14 protein-coding genes, 2 tRNA genes and 1 pseudogene are annotated in these 14,151 nt (G+C 51.9%); 11 read left to right on the plus strand and 6 right to left on the minus strand.

The annotated features are described in order from the left end of the window. Nucleotides 1-4: 4 nt before the first annotated feature. The 3 genes from OGY35_RS23130 to OGY35_RS23140 all read right to left on the minus strand — a co-directional run bounded on the left by OGY35_RS23130 (nt 5) and on the right by OGY35_RS23140 (nt 4,157). Nucleotides 5-1,459, minus strand: a complete 1,455-nt coding sequence (locus OGY35_RS23130; protein ID WP_152403851.1) for an AMP nucleosidase — start codon at nt 1,457-1,459, stop codon at nt 5-7. Between the two features lie 115 nt (nt 1,460-1,574). Then, the gene (shiA, locus tag OGY35_RS23135) at nt 1,575-2,891 is read right to left on the minus strand and encodes a shikimate transporter (protein ID WP_286633561.1); all 1,317 of its coding nucleotides are present in this window, start codon (nt 2,889-2,891) and stop codon (nt 1,575-1,577) included. Nucleotides 2,892-3,236: 345 nt separating this feature from the next. Further along, nucleotides 3,237-4,157, minus strand: coding sequence for a LysR family transcriptional regulator (locus tag OGY35_RS23140; protein WP_286633562.1), 921 nt, complete (start codon nt 4,155-4,157; stop codon nt 3,237-3,239). Nucleotides 4,158-4,298: 141 nt separating this feature from the next. Between OGY35_RS23140 and OGY35_RS23145 the strand changes: the two genes are divergently transcribed. After that, complete coding sequence (locus OGY35_RS23145; RefSeq protein ID WP_152403857.1) at nt 4,299-4,688, plus strand: RidA family protein; 390 nt, start codon at nt 4,299-4,301, stop codon at nt 4,686-4,688. Between the two features lie 126 nt (nt 4,689-4,814). Next, nucleotides 4,815-5,774, plus strand: a complete 960-nt coding sequence (locus tag OGY35_RS23150) for a quinone oxidoreductase family protein (RefSeq protein WP_286633563.1) — start codon at nt 4,815-4,817, stop codon at nt 5,772-5,774. 1 nt (nt 5,775) lies between these two features. Here the strand turns inward: OGY35_RS23150 and OGY35_RS23155 are convergent. Together OGY35_RS23155 and OGY35_RS23160 are read right to left on the minus strand one after the other, a co-directional pair. Then, nucleotides 5,776-6,054 (minus strand): annotated as a pseudogene (locus OGY35_RS23155) (integrase); the annotation flags it as partial. A gap of 65 nt (nt 6,055-6,119) precedes the next feature. Further along, a tRNA-Asn gene (locus OGY35_RS23160) sits at nt 6,120-6,195 on the minus strand. A 160-nt stretch (nt 6,196-6,355) separates the two neighbouring features. On the opposite strand from OGY35_RS23160, the gene OGY35_RS23165 reads away from it, so the two are divergent. The 7 genes from OGY35_RS23165 to OGY35_RS23195 all read left to right on the plus strand — a co-directional run bounded on the left by OGY35_RS23165 (nt 6,356) and on the right by OGY35_RS23195 (nt 11,017). Beyond that, a complete protein-coding gene (locus OGY35_RS23165; protein ID WP_286633564.1) occupies nt 6,356-7,843 on the plus strand; it encodes an EmmdR/YeeO family multidrug/toxin efflux MATE transporter in 1,488 nt (495 codons plus the stop codon). Nucleotides 7,844-7,942: 99 nt separating this feature from the next. Continuing rightward, nucleotides 7,943-8,018, plus strand: a tRNA-Asn gene (locus tag OGY35_RS23170). Nucleotides 8,019-8,184: 166 nt separating this feature from the next. After that, on the plus strand, nt 8,185-9,447 hold the full coding sequence (locus tag OGY35_RS23175; protein ID WP_286633565.1) for a tyrosine-type recombinase/integrase: 1,263 nt from the start codon (nt 8,185-8,187) through the stop codon (nt 9,445-9,447). A gap of 125 nt (nt 9,448-9,572) precedes the next feature. Further along, nucleotides 9,573-9,890 carry a type II toxin-antitoxin system RelE/ParE family toxin gene (locus tag OGY35_RS23180; RefSeq protein WP_286633566.1) on the plus strand — a complete coding sequence of 106 codons (318 nt, stop codon included), beginning with the start codon at nt 9,573-9,575 and terminating at the stop codon, nt 9,888-9,890. A gap of 3 nt (nt 9,891-9,893) precedes the next feature. Further along, entirely contained in the window at nt 9,894-10,202 is a 309-nt protein-coding gene (locus OGY35_RS23185; protein WP_286633567.1) for an addiction module antidote protein, read from the plus strand. Between the two features lie 226 nt (nt 10,203-10,428). Then, entirely contained in the window at nt 10,429-10,677 is a 249-nt protein-coding gene (locus tag OGY35_RS24470; RefSeq protein WP_353655501.1) for an ash family protein, read from the plus strand. Further along, nucleotides 10,565-11,017: a hypothetical protein gene (locus OGY35_RS23195; protein ID WP_286633568.1), complete on the plus strand. Its 453-nt coding sequence runs from the start codon at nt 10,565-10,567 to the stop codon at nt 11,015-11,017. The genes OGY35_RS24470 and OGY35_RS23195 overlap by 113 nt, the downstream gene beginning before the upstream one ends. A 551-nt stretch (nt 11,018-11,568) precedes the next feature. On the opposite strand, the gene OGY35_RS23200 is transcribed toward OGY35_RS23195, so the two are convergent. Next, entirely contained in the window at nt 11,569-11,769 is a 201-nt protein-coding gene (locus OGY35_RS23200) for a hypothetical protein (protein WP_286633569.1), read from the minus strand. Nucleotides 11,770-12,002: 233 nt separating this feature from the next. Here OGY35_RS23200 and OGY35_RS23205 point away from each other — a divergent pair, with 233 nt between their 5' ends. Together OGY35_RS23205 and OGY35_RS23210 are read left to right on the plus strand one after the other, a co-directional pair. Beyond that, nucleotides 12,003-12,875, plus strand: a complete 873-nt coding sequence (locus OGY35_RS23205) for an integrase domain-containing protein (RefSeq protein ID WP_286633570.1) — start codon at nt 12,003-12,005, stop codon at nt 12,873-12,875. Nucleotides 12,876-13,666: 791 nt separating this feature from the next. Further along, on the plus strand, nt 13,667-14,143 hold the full coding sequence (locus OGY35_RS23210; RefSeq protein ID WP_286633571.1) for a hypothetical protein: 477 nt from the start codon (nt 13,667-13,669) through the stop codon (nt 14,141-14,143). Nucleotides 14,144-14,151 lie beyond the last annotated feature (8 nt).

Here is a 14,151-nt window from a genome sequence, read left to right on the forward strand (position 1 = left end):
CAGCTTAACGGAACGGCGGCTCGTTGAAGGTACGCAGTTTACGGGAGTGTAGACGGTCGCCTTCAGCACGCAGCAGGTCAATAGCGCGAATACCAATCTGCAGGTGTTCGGAAATTGCCCCCTCGTAGAAACGGTTTGCCTGACCGGGCAGTTTGATCTCGCCATGCAGTGGCTTATCAGAGACGCACAGCAAGGTGCCATATGGCACACGGAAACGGTAACCCTGCGCGGCAATAGTGGCGCTTTCCATGTCAATCGCCACGGCACGGCTCAGGTTAAAGCGTAGCGCCGAGGCGGAGTAGCGCAGTTCCCAGTTGCGATCGGAAGTGGTCACCACGGTTCCGGTACGCAGACGCTGTTTAACCTCTTCACCGGGCATGCCGCTGACCATCTTCGTTGCGTCATACAGGGCGCGCTGTACCTCAGCGATACTTGGAATCGGGATATCTGGCGGCAGTACCGCATCGAGCACCTGATCGTCACGCAGGTAGGCATGAGCAAGCACGTAGTCGCCAATTGCCTGGCTTTCACGTAGACCGCCGCAGTGACCAATCATCAACCAGACATCCGGGCGCAGTACCGCCAGGTGGTCGCAGATCGTTTTGGCGTTGGACGGGCCTACACCAATATTCACCAGCGTGATCCCCTGACCGTCGGAAGTGATCAGATGCCATGCTGGCATCTGATGTTTCTTCCATGCCAGATCGGAAATCGCTTCTTCGGGTGCTTCCGTTTCAGCCGTGATCCAGATCCCTCCGGCGCAGGAGAGGGCAATATACGGGCTGTCCGGATCCAGAATCTGGCTGCATCCCCAGCGTACAAACTCATCCACATAGCGGGTGTAGTTGGTGAACAACACGAACGGCTGAAAATGTTCCACTGGCGTCCCGGTATAGTGGCGCAAACGTGCAAGAGAGAAATCGACCCGGCGCGCGTCAAAGTGCGACAGGGGAGAATACTCGACCGGATGATAGATGCCATCTGCGGTTTCATCGCCAATTTGCGCCAGCTCGGTGGTTGGGAAATGGCGGGTTAACCCGGCACTCATGGAGCGATCAAGTGTGAGTTCGGAACCATCAATCACGTAGGGATAGGGGATTTCATGCTGCGAAGGCTCCACGGTTATCTGGGCGTCGTAATCCTGATACAGCAGCGTGAGTTGCTCTTCCAGATAGGGACGAAACAGTCCTGGCCGGGTGATGGTGGTGGTATAGCAACCCGCATGGGTAAAGCGTCCATACGCGCGGGTTTTGGGGGGATTGGTGGCATTGCCATCCCAGGTAACAGAAAGCGATGGGTAAACAAAAAGACCTTTACTCCGGGCGATGATATCGGGAAGTTCCCCCGTTTCAATGTACTTGCCAATGGCACTGCGTAGCGCCTGAACTGACTGCTCGTAGAGTGCGTCAAGTTTTTCCAGCGCTTGTGCAGGTGTCAGGCTGGAGCCCTTACTCTTCATCTGTGTCTCCTTGTTCTACAGGTGTACTGCTCACCTGATAGTATGTCACCAGAATGTGAAACAAAAGGCAGAGTTTTAGAGAAGAAGCGAGAGCCGAATGGCCCTCGCAGAGTACTCAGGCGTGTTGCTTATCTTTCATCAACAATGCGGTAGCGGCCGAGATCAGGCAGCCGGCCAGTAGATAGATAGCCACACTGTGCCAGTCGCCGCCAGAGAAGGTGACCAACGCCGCAGCGATGAAGGGGGTAAATCCGCCGCCCACCACGCTGGCGACCTGATAACCCACGCCAGCCCCGCTGTAGCGATATCCCGCGCCAAACATGCCGGTGAACATGGGTTGCTGTACGCAGACCACCATGTCATGGGCTATATTGGCGAGCATTATCGAGAAGAAGACAATCCAGAAGATCGACTGTGATTCGAGCGCCATAAAGAACGGAAATGCGCTCAGCGTGCCAATCAACGCGCCGGTAATATAAACGCGGCGGCGGCCAAAACGATCTGCTAACCAGGCAAAGCAGGGGATAGTCAGACAGCTCAGCCCACCAACCAGCAGGCCGATATTCAAAAAGAGCTCACGCGGCAGACCGAGATTTTGCGTCGAGTAGTTCAGGGCGAAAGCGGTAACGATATACATGGTCAGCAGTTCGCACAGGCGAAGCGCAATAATCTTTAAAAATGCTCCCGGATGGCGGGCGAGCGCTTCCATCACCGGCAGGCGTTTTTTCTCTTCAGAGGGTTGCTGCTTTTGCTGTTCAAATTCAGCGGACTCTTCCATCCCGTTTCTCACCCACAGCGCGCCGAGCACCAGGACGATGCTGAACAGGAACGGAATGCGCCAGCCCCAGCTCAGAAACTGTTCGTCGGTGGTCAAATAACTGATCACTGACACAAGGCCTGTGGAAAGAAGCAAACCGACGCCGTAACCCACCTGTACTCCGCTGCTATAGAACGCTTTTTTGTTTTCTGGCGCACTTTCTACGGAGAGTAACGCGGCACCGCCCCACTCACCGCCGACGGCAAATCCCTGAATGGCGCGCAGCAGTACCAACAACACCGGTGCCCACCAGCCGATAGCGGCGAATGAAGGAAGAATGCCGATCAATGCTGTGGCAATCCCCATCATCCAGACGGTGAGCATCAGCATCCGCTTACGGCCTAAGCGATCGCCGAAGTGGCCGAAGATCACGCCGCCCAGCGGACGGAACAAGAAACCCACACCAAAGGTTGCAAATGCGGCAAGCGTGCCCATTGCCGGACTAACCTGTGGGAAAAACTCGCGGTTGAATACCAGGGCTGCGGTAATGCCATAAAGCAGAAAATCGTACCAGTCGACGACGGCTCCGGCAAAGCTGCCCAGCGCGGCGCGTCGAGCGCGATTAAGCGATGGGGTTTCCTCTGAGGAGGGCGTGGAGATGAGGGTGGAATCCATAGTAATCCTGTCTGTACTGATTTTATTATTAGTATGGGAATGAGAGTCACACACATTGCGGCCAACCTATAAGCGGCTGCTATGAGACTACCGCGACAGACAGGAAGAGAAAACGATTTTTAATCCGACGAGAGCAGAACAGGGAAATTAAGCGAGTATGGTGTTCGGAAAAGCAAAAAGCCCGCTAAAAAGCGGGCTTTTCAAAATTTGACGCCTCTGACAGGGATCGCCTTAGCCAGTAACTGGCTAATAAGAAAGCTGACTAACTCTCAATTCTCATCCTGCAAGACCACCAGGATGACGACCAATCGACGCTGATGAGCGAATCAGGGGGCTGGGATGTCGTTACTTATTGTTGGAATTGGGGACATGCTGCTGCATCAATTCAACGATCCAATCAATAAAAACGCGTAGTTTAGCGTTGACATGGCGGTTCGGCGGAAACGCCAGGTGCAGGGGCATTGGACTGATACGCCACTGCGCAAATAACGGAATCAAAGAGCCAACAGCCTGATGTGGTGCCGCCATATAGACTGGCAGCACAATCACTCCTAACCCGGCTAACCCAGCTTCCAGGTAAGCATTGCCATCATCCACGGCAAGTACATAGCTGCCCGTGATTTCAATATGTTCATTCTCATTGCGCAGTATCAGAGGATCAATCTTACCCGTGCGTGAGGACAAGAATCCCACGATGCGATGGTCAGTATTTTCCAGCTCTCGCGGGTGCGCAGGGGCGCCAAGGCGTTCCACATAACCGGGGGCGACGTAGACGCCGATTTGCAAATCTCCGACATGGCGTGCGATTAGGGACTGGTCGTTGATTTCACCACCGCGCAGGACGCAATCCACGTTGTCGCCGATCAGATCCACTATCCTGTCGCTCACGCCCATGTCGAACTGGATATCTGGGTAGCGTGCGTGAAAAGCCGGTAGTGCCGGTATCAGAATGAAGCGGGCCAGTGGACTGGGCACATCCACCCGTAGCCGACCCCTGGGCGTAATCGCCGCACTGGACAGGCTGTTTTCAGCATCCTCCATGTCTGCCAGCAGGCGGATGACGCGTTCGTAGTAGATCGCGCCATCGGGAGTCACGCCGAGCTTGCGGGTGGTGCGATGGAGCAACTTGACGCGCAGGCGCGCTTCCAGTTGCTGAATGAGTTGCGTCACCGTGGTTTTGCTCATATGAAGCGTTTGGGCAGCCTTTGTGAAGCTACCTGCCTCCACCACGCGAGCAAAGGCGCGCATCGCATCGAAACGATCCATTCCTTATCCTCTCTTTTCACCGATTGTTTGGATTTTACAAACAATGATGGACAAAGTCGCTTGTTTATCCACCCGATCCAGCACCTGTAAAGTGTCTTTATGTTCACCGGGCTGATTTCGCCCCATTGCAAAGGTATAAACATGACAGCACGTGAAGCAGTTTTTCCCTTCGGTCGGCAGGCGCTCTATGAGCGTAATCGCTATTCACCAGCCATCAAATCCAACGGTTTCTTGTTCGTTTCGGGGCAGGTTGGTAGCCGCGAGGATGGTTCGCCTGAGCACGATCTAAAAGCGCAGGTCAGGCTGGCATTCAATAATCTTAATGCTGTTCTCGCAGCTGCGGGCTGCACGTTCGGTGATGTGGTTGACGTTACCCTCTTTGTCGTTGATCCCGAGTCAAACCTCGACGCTATCTGGAGTATCCTGCCAGAATATTGGGGGGAAGCGCCTTACCCTACGTTGACTGGGATCGGCGTGACGTGGCTTTACGGCTTCAAGTTTGAGATTAAGGTGATTGCCAGGCTGCCCTAACCGTTACAGGTCTTTCCGCCAATCGAAAATTCAAGAAGGCAGCCCGCGCTGCCTGGCGAGGTATATGCCGGATCGGGATAGTTTGCCAGATTGGTCTGGATTTACTGATGAGACAGAGGAAAATTTATGAAAGCAGCGGTTTATGACGTGGAAGGCGCTCCAGGCGTCCTGAAATATGTCGATATTCCGGAACCAGTCACAGGGCCTGATGACATCCTGATTTCTGTCGAGGCTATCTCGATTGAAGGTGGAGATCTGATCAATCGCCGTTCAACTCCGCCGCCTCTTCCTTCATGGATTGTCGGCTACGCGGCCGCGGGCACCGTTGTTGCCGTCGGCTCGAAAGTCCGTAGCCGTGCGGTTGGGGACAGAGTCGCTGCTTTTCACATGCAGGGATCGCATGCGGAACGTTGGGCTGTACCCGCGGAACGAACCTGGCTTATACCAGATGGGGTGGATATGACAGAAGCGGCGGTGTTGCCGATTTCTTTTGGAACCGCGCATCATTGCCTTTTCACACGAGGCATGCTCCGGCACGGAGAAACCGTCCTTATTCAGGCCGCTGCTGGTGGCCTAGGGGTCGCGGCCGTTCAGCTTGCCTCACAAGCAGGCGCAACAGTCATCGCTGTGACAAGCGGAACGCAGCGAAGAAACCGGCTGCTTGAACTTGGTGCTGCTCATGTCGTGGATCGCGCAGAGAATAACGTCGTGGACAGTGTCCGACAGTACACCCATGGCACCGGTGTTGACCTCGTCATCGATCCGGTGGGGACGACGTTGCCTGCTTCGCTTTCTGCACTCGCTCCGCAAGGACGTCTCGTCTTCGTCGGTAATGCGGGCGGTGGCAGTCTGACTGTCGATTTGTGGCCGCCAATGCAGTCTAACCAGACGCTCATGGGGGTTTTCATGGGCCCCCTTTTTGAAAGGCCCGGCGTTCGGACAAGTGTGGACAACATGTTGCAGGCTGTAGCAGCAGGGCGCATCAGGGTTGTCATTGACCGCATCTTCCCCCTGGCTAACGCTGCCGCGGCCCACGAATTCGCTGAGACAGCGAAACCGCTTGGCCGCATCGTTATGAAGCCATGAGGCGCATTTTCGCACCACGCTCTGAATAGCGGACATCGGGTATGGCTTCTCGGGTAGCAGGAATCGCCCAGAGTTTGTTTCTGGAATCGATCTCAGACCAACGGGCGAAACGTAGTTCGCTGGAACGGATAAACAGGTGCAGGGTGAGTGAGACTGCCAGGCGGGTTAAGTCTCGTCCTTGCTGGTCGTCCTGAATACGGGTCAACAATTCGGGTAGTCGTTCGAGTGAAAGCGCAGGGTAGTGGCGTTTAACGAGAGGGGAGATTATGCCGTCCAGATTTTTCACGCTAACTTATTGAATCTGAATCACATAGTGATTAGCAAAGTGGCATGAAAACAAGAATTTGGCTCCTCTGACTGGACTCGAACCAGTGACATACGGATTAACAGTCCGCCGTTCTACCGACTGAACTACAGAGGAATCGTTGTGGAGGCTTATCTTAGCGGCGAAAAATCTTTTGTCAAACCCCATTTCCGACATTGGCGATTAATTGGCGCTTCTCTCAACAATTTGTTGCAATTGCAGTGATTTTATCGGGAAAAAACTTTGCAGCTTTTCCGTTTCTCCCTCATCATTTGAAATGAGGTTTCAACTTTCTTCTCTAAGGTCCATTTTGAACGTCTCCGCAGCCCTACGCCAGGCCGTCGCCCGCACGCCCTGGTATGCCAAACGCAAGAGTTATAAGGTCCTTTTCTGGCGCGAAATTACCCCGCTTGCCGTGCCTATATTTCTGGAAAATACCTGTGTTTTGCTGATGGGCGTACTCAGTACGTTTCTGGTCAGTTGGTTGGGGAAGGAGGCGATGGCGGGCGTCGGTCTGGCCGACAGTTTCAATATGGTGATTATGGCCTTTTTTGCTGCTATCGATCTGGGAACGACGGTCGTGGTGGCCTTTAGCCTCGGTAAGCGCGATCGCAGACGCGCCCGTGCGGCGGCCCGACAATCTTTGGTGATTATGACGCTGTTTGCCGTGATTCTGGCGGCGGTGATTCACTACTTTGGTGCGCAGATTATCAATGTTGTTGCGGGAGAAGCAACGGCGGAAGTGAAGGCACTGGCGCTGACCTATCTGGAATTAACGGTCATTAGCTACCCTGCTGCGGCGATCGCCCTGATTGGCAGCGGTGCGTTGCGCGGTGCGGGCAATACGAAAATCCCACTGCTGATTAATGGTGGGATGAATATCCTCAACATTATTATCAGTAGCATCCTGATTTACGGGATTTTTTCCTGGCAAGGGGTCGGTTTTGTCGGCGCTGGACTGGGCCTGACCATTTCGCGCTATATCGGCGCGATCGCCATTATCTGGGTACTGATGATTGGGTTTAATCCGGCGCTGCGCATATCGCTGAAAAGTTATTTTAAACCGTTGAACTTCGCCATCATCTGGGAAGTGATGGGGATTGGTATCCCAGCCAGTATTGAATCCGTACTGTTCAACGGCGGTAAGTTGTTAACGCAGATGTTCGTCGCCGGGATGGGGACCAGCGTCATTGCCGGTAATTTCATTGCTTTCTCCATTGCCGCGCTGATTAACCTGCCGGGGAACGCGCTGGGGTCTGCATCCACCATCATTACCGGAAGGCGTCTGGGAAACGGACAAATTGCCCAGGCAGAGATTCAACTGCGTCATGTGTTCTGGCTTTCCACCATTGGCCTGACCGCTATCGCCTGGTTGAGTGCACCGTTTGCCGGGCTGATGGCATCGTTTTACACCCGCGATCAGGAGGTAAAAGACGTTGTTGTCATCCTGATTTGGCTCAACGCGGCATTTATGCCGATCTGGGCCGCTTCCTGGGTTTTACCTTCAGGGTTTAAAGGCGCGCGCGATGCTCGCTTCGCCATGTGGGTATCGATGCTGGGGATGTGGGGTTGCCGTGTGGTTGCTGGCTATACGCTGGGGATCGTACTAGGCTGGGGTGTCGTGGGGGTCTGGATGGGGATGTTCTTCGACTGGGCAGTACGTGCAGTGCTGTTTTACTGGCGTATGGTTAGCGGTCGTTGGCTCTGGAAGTATCCGCGTCCGAAACATGAAAAGGTGATAAAATCCCCCGTTGTGTCTGAATAAACGACGAAGTGGAGAATATTTCGGCAAACAGTCGCGATAGCGCATTCAGGCTTTGACATTGGCAGTGGGCGTCGCTAATATGCGCCCCGTTCACACAATTCCTCTGTAGTTCAGTCGGTAGAACGGCGGACTGTTAATCCGTATGTCACTGGTTCGAGTCCAGTCAGAGGAGCCAAATTTTAGTCTTGAGATATCTCTATGAGTCTCAAGATGTTTAAAAAACAAGAACTTATCTTTACCCGGCTGTCTCGCAAGAGGCTACCGGGTTTCTTGATATCCATGGTTTTTGGGGGCCTAATCAGGGGCCTCACGGTTCGGTGAGCAAACGGAGCCCCCACGCTATGGCATTAACAGACACCGCTATTCGCAAGATCAAACCCTCCGATAAACCCTTCAAAATGACAGACAGTTCCGGACTGTACCTGTTGATCAAACCCAACGGCTCAAAACTCTGGTATATGAAATACCGCATCGACGGCAAAGAGAAAAAGCTGGCCTTTGGCCCCTACCCGGAGATCTCGCTGTTGCAGGCCCGTCGTTTGCGGGAAGCTGCACGCAATAATATTCATGCAGGTGTCGATCCGGCTGCGGCAAAGCAGACGGAGAAGCAGAAGAAGAAAAACGGGCATACGTTTTCTCAGATCGCTACTAACTGGCACGGTGAGCATAAACGCTGGTCTGAGCATTACGCGAAAACGGTTATGCGTCGGCTGGAAATGTATGTTTTCCCGGATATCGGGGATCGCCTTATCGAGGAAATCGAAACGGAGGATTTGCTGGTCACGCTGCGCAAGGTGGAGAGCAAAGGCTTTCTGGAGATCACCGCGCGGCTGAAAAACTACGTCACCGATATCATGCACTACGCGATGAAAAAGCAGTTACTCAAAGCCAACCCGGCGCTGTATCTGGATGGTGAATTTGCTGCGCCAGAAACGAACCACTACCCGGCCCTGTCGCTGGATAAACTGCCAGAACTTTTATCCCGCACGGAGAGCTACAGCGGCAGGTTGCTGACGAAATACGCGCTTAAACTATCGATGATGTTTTTTGTGCGCTCCAGCGAGCTACGCTTTGCCCGCTGGAGTGAAATCGACTGGCAACAAAAATTGTGGGTGATCCCGGAAGAACGCGAGCAGATCGAAAACGTGCGCTTCTCTTACCGGGGCTCGAAAATGAAAATCCAGCACATCGTGCCGCTGTCGGGTCAGGCGATTGCGGTACTGAAACAGATCGAAGCCCTCTCCGGGCATCTGGCCTTTATCTTTCCCGGCGAGTACGACCAGGATAAGTGCATGAGCGATAACACCGTGAATAAGGCGCTGCGCGTGATGGGCTACGACACTAAAAAAGATATCTGTGGTCACGGTTTCCGGGCGATGGCGTGCAGTGCGCTGAGTGAGTCGGGATTGTGGAGCAAGGAAGCCATTGAAAAGCAGATGAGCCACCAGGAGAGAAGCAGCGTTCGCGCGGCGTATATTCATAAGGCTGAATATCTGGAAGAGCGGATCGAGATGATGCAGTGGTGGGCTGATTATCTTGATGCAAATAACAACGGGTATGTTTCGGCTTACCAGTATGCCCGACGGCTGAAACAGGCATCGTAAGTTAACAAAACATCAGAGGGGGAGAAGGTATATTCCCCCTTCAATACACCCCAAATGTCGAGGCTGGCTGTCGCTTTTAAACTAAACTCACTGGATACAAAGTAGCTTTTAAGCTACTATCTTCTATGAAAACGATAAAGACCTACATAACTGCTGACGGGCGGGATCTGTATGCAGCGTTTTTTAAAGGACTACGCGACCCCATTGCGAAAGCAAAGATCGCTTCCCGAATCAACCGGATGGCCTCAGACAATTTTGGCGACCACAAGCCCTGCCGGGAAGGCGTCTGGGAACTCAGGATAGATCAGGGGGCTGGATATCGGGTTTATTACAGCCTGGTGGATGGAGAAGTCGTCCTGTTGCTTCTAGCTGGCGACAAGCGCACCCAGGATGCAGATATAGATGAGGCTGTTCGCTGCCTCAAAGATTATTTGAAGAGGTGATGTATGGCGAAAGAACGTTTATATGATGATGTCATGGTGGAGGCGCTCAGAGAAGATCCGGCCTTTGCTCAGGCCTATCTGCATCAGGCGTTTCTTGAGATGGATGAAGATGGCGGTCAGGAGGCTTTTTTACTCGCGTTACGCCATGTTGTTGAAGCGCGCGGAGGAATGGCAACGGTTGCCCAGAAAGCCGGAGTATCGCGTGAATCGCTGTACCGCACGCTCTCCCCGACCGGCAACCCGACACTGAAAACACTCCGCAGTGTTGTCCACGCAGCTGGTTTTCAGTTCTCTGCACTTGCAAGTGCCTGAACAGCTTTACCTTCATACGCGATAATAAAGAACCCTGCCCACTGGCGGGGTTTTGTTTTTTCTGCGATCTGCCTTCCGGTAAATCCCCTTGCTGTTAATGAATTGCCGCTGTATCGTTAGCCCGCACCTGCAAAATCAGGTGCCGGGATTGGAACCCTGATAAGTGTTACAGGCGACATATGACGCATTCGCGTCTTTTTTATGTCGTGCGTTTAGCTACACCTCAATGGTGGGCTGGGCGGGGGCATCGCAAGATGCGCCGGTTTCCTGTAACACCGGTAGTTCCAACCCCGTTCAGTTCACCACCAATGAGATTGGAACCTCTGGTGGTGGAATTACTACCCGTTACAGGAGGTTGCCCTATGGCTACGACCCTCACCCCAATACACCCGTTACTCGCCATCCCCTTCAACGCTGCCACGGATTTCACCGTTCTGGCCAACTACTGCGAAAACTTCGCGGAAACCCTGATTGAAAATGATGATCCCGCGCTGAAAATGGCGCTCTGCGGCAGACTTAACGCCTGCCTGACGCTACTCCAGCCCACATTATTAGAGCCCATACCACCGCACCTTATTGAAAGCCTGACTGTAGACACACTTCCGGCAACCGCGCCCCGTTTCGAACCCGAATGCACAGAGCTTTGTCACTACTGTCTCGCCCTGATTCAGACGCTGGCAGGACAGGGATTTTCCTCTGAAACCGGGAAATACCTTAGCTGGCTGTTATACGATCTGATCAACTATTTCGCTGCGGAAATGAAAGCCCCGCGCTGGCTGCGTACCACCGACGGTGTGAAGTTTATCGATGTATGATGCAGTAACATCGCCTCTCCCGGTGTGTGGTCAGCCAGTGGCTGATCGCGCACCGGGAGAAGACAAGCGAAGCGCGGCAGTTTTTCGTTCATAAAATAAGCTATATTTCAAGGGGAAACTCTATTTCCAGAAAAATGAGTTTCCCCTTTCTGCGTCATAAATAACGGTGTAGTCTCCCTCCTGCAATAAGCTGTCTGTTGACAGTCCCTTTGGCTTCATGGTCTGCAAGAAGCCCCTGATTTATCAGGATGACCAGCCCTTTACTGGCGTTGATCTCTGAAAACGCCGGAGACGCAAATCCCACGCGTCTGAGACTGAAGTTTATACACCGGACGGTTCCATCGTCATCGCTTAACGGCAACGGCCTTTACTGGCTGAACAGCTTACTCACACCCTGCTGATTTCCAGCTCCTTTTACATGACGGGCTGCGTCCTGCATTGCCGAAGGCTTTGCTGTCGCGTGACCGTTAACCTGCATCCCGGACGATTCTGTCGTCATCGCTTAACGACAACGGCCTTCACTCGCTGAACGATTTACTCATATCTGCTGATTACCAGCACCTTTTATATGACGGGCTGCGGCCTGCATTGCCGCCAGGCATTGCTGCCGCGTGACCGTCATCCTGCACCAGAAACGCAATGTTTACCCCCTGCACCAGACGAGGCGTCACTTTGATCGCGTCAGCGAAAAAGCAAAGTGACGCCGCACCACACACCGCCGCAAGCCCCGGATTATCCGGCCTGCGCCACATTCCCGCCAACTGACATGCCCTCTGGGGCCAGAGTAAAGGAGAAAAAGATCGATACCGAGGGGGGCACGATGCCCCGGAGAATTTCCTGCTTCGGCAGGCAGTCTGTACCGCGTACAGCCTGAAACTCCCTATACCTCAACAAGCTGCCACTCCGGCGTGAAGGTATCGTTCTGGCGCAGCCAAAAAGCATACGCCGGAGACCGTTTGTATTCCCAAAATCGGGGGAGAAGTGTATGGGCAAGTTAGGCGGTGAAATGAAGGCGCTGGCAAAACATTGCGGCGGTAGCCATAAAACGGTGAACGATCGCATCCATATTGTGCAGCGTTTTGACCAGCATTTACGGGCGCTGAACATCCAGATCCAGCGTGTGGCACAGATTAAGGTTCGCCACATTGAAAACTACATTCATGAAAGACTGGCGCAGGGGATCAGCAAACGCACACTACAGAATGAAATGGCCTCACTACGTGTTGTACTGCAACAGGCCGGGCGCAAACTGATTGCTGAGCATGAGAGACTGACAAATAAATCCCTGGGGTTGTCTGGCGCATCCCGCAGCGGTACACGGCAGGCCATCACACCGGATCATTATCGGCATGTACTGGAAATGGCCCACGCAAAAGATCCAGGACTGGCGGCAGCACTGGAACTGTCGCGGCTGATGGGATTACGTTCTCAGGAGGCAGTACAAAGCGCACAATCACTGAAAACGTGGAAACAGGCCGTTGAACATGGCTATACGCGTCTGACAGTAGTTTTCGGCACCAAAGGCGGTCGGCCTCGCGAAACGGTGATTCTGGATGCTGGCGCAGTTAAAAAAGCACTGGATAATGCGTTAGCTGTCGCAGAAAACCGTAATAACCGGTTGATTGACAAGCCCGATCTGAAAAGCGCGATGGACTACTGGCACAACCAGGCAGTGCGCATTGGCCTCACTGGCGTATATTCCCCGCATTCTCTGCGTTATGCGTGGGCGCAGGATGCCATCCGTCACTATCTGGCGCAGGGGTTCAGCAGGAAAGAGGCACTGGCAATGGTGGCGATGGATCTGGGGCATGGTGACGGGCGTGGGCGATATGTGGCACAAGTCTATGGGCAAATCTGACAGTCTGTTAAGAGCGAACAGCAGATGTTGCAGCTCTTATAATCTGATTTTGATACATGTGGGCTATTACTTAGCAGGGATTGCGCAAGCAGTCACAACATCTGCATAATAACTATCTTCAGCGACTAAAGGTTTATTGTGAAAAGTGGATATTTCTACAGAAAACAGACGTTTCTGATTACATTGTGACAGCAGGAAAAATGATATTTATAACATTGTTTACAGTGCTTTTCGCTATTCACCTCCATGCTGAAGACCATGATAGACTGGCCCCATAGATCGCCGTATGCCTAAATAAACATACTATCCCATATATCAACACGATGATTCCTGCTGAAGATATTGTCAATAATGGTTATAAGGCGCGCGACGATATCGTTAAGGAATGGAATAATGAGCGTGAATCCTTCTTGCCCAGGAAATGGTAATCAAGAAGAATAAGGAATTTAGAGATATGTATATCAGAATGATTGAGAGCCGCCGGAAGGTAGATGCGAATAAAAGATGAAATTTTTTTGCCCTTCACTATACGGTCAAGCGTTATCGGACTGCTATGCGCTGTGGGTTCAATCGATGGACGCACCGCGCCCGGACACAAGGGAGTCAAGGTCGGGCGGAAATTAGAAATTGCAGCGACGCAGATGGCTTCCAGTTTGCGTGTATAGAGTCTGTAACAATAATCTCGGACATTTTCAATTGAAATAATTTTAAGCATCTATTACAATTAATCTTTAAGATGGTTAATATTATATCTAATGCAATTAATGCGAATGAAATGGAAATAATGAAAAATGAACGAAGCATGGCCTGAATGGGTTGTTAACTTAGGAATGATTGCTACATTTGTTGGGACACTCATAACATTTTTTGTTTTATATCAGACATCAAAATTATCAAAGTTATATAACACAAAGATTGGAAATGAGTTCATTACTGTAAATATAAAACAGGCATATGATAAATTTAATGAAAAAATGAAGAGTATTAAAAGAGAGTCTCTAACAAATGATGATAACGGCATTAAACATGAGTTTTGGAGTTTAATAAATGAATGCAACGGATATGCATTGATATGTAAAAGAGAAGAAACTGATGAAACTATGTTTTCATATATTGAAAAATTTCGGTCAGCCACTATTAACTTACAAGGCAATCTTAATATAAAAGATCAACTGACATATGAAACCGTGTGGTCTTACTACAATAACCTTGCGGTTCTTAACGAAGCGCTTAGGAATTTACAATCCATGAGAGCTAAGAAAGTATAAGGAACGAA

This window comes from Citrobacter sp. Ct235 (genome assembly GCF_030332305.1).
GTDB classification, from domain to species: Bacteria; Pseudomonadota; Gammaproteobacteria; order Enterobacterales; family Enterobacteriaceae; genus Citrobacter_A; species Citrobacter_A telavivensis.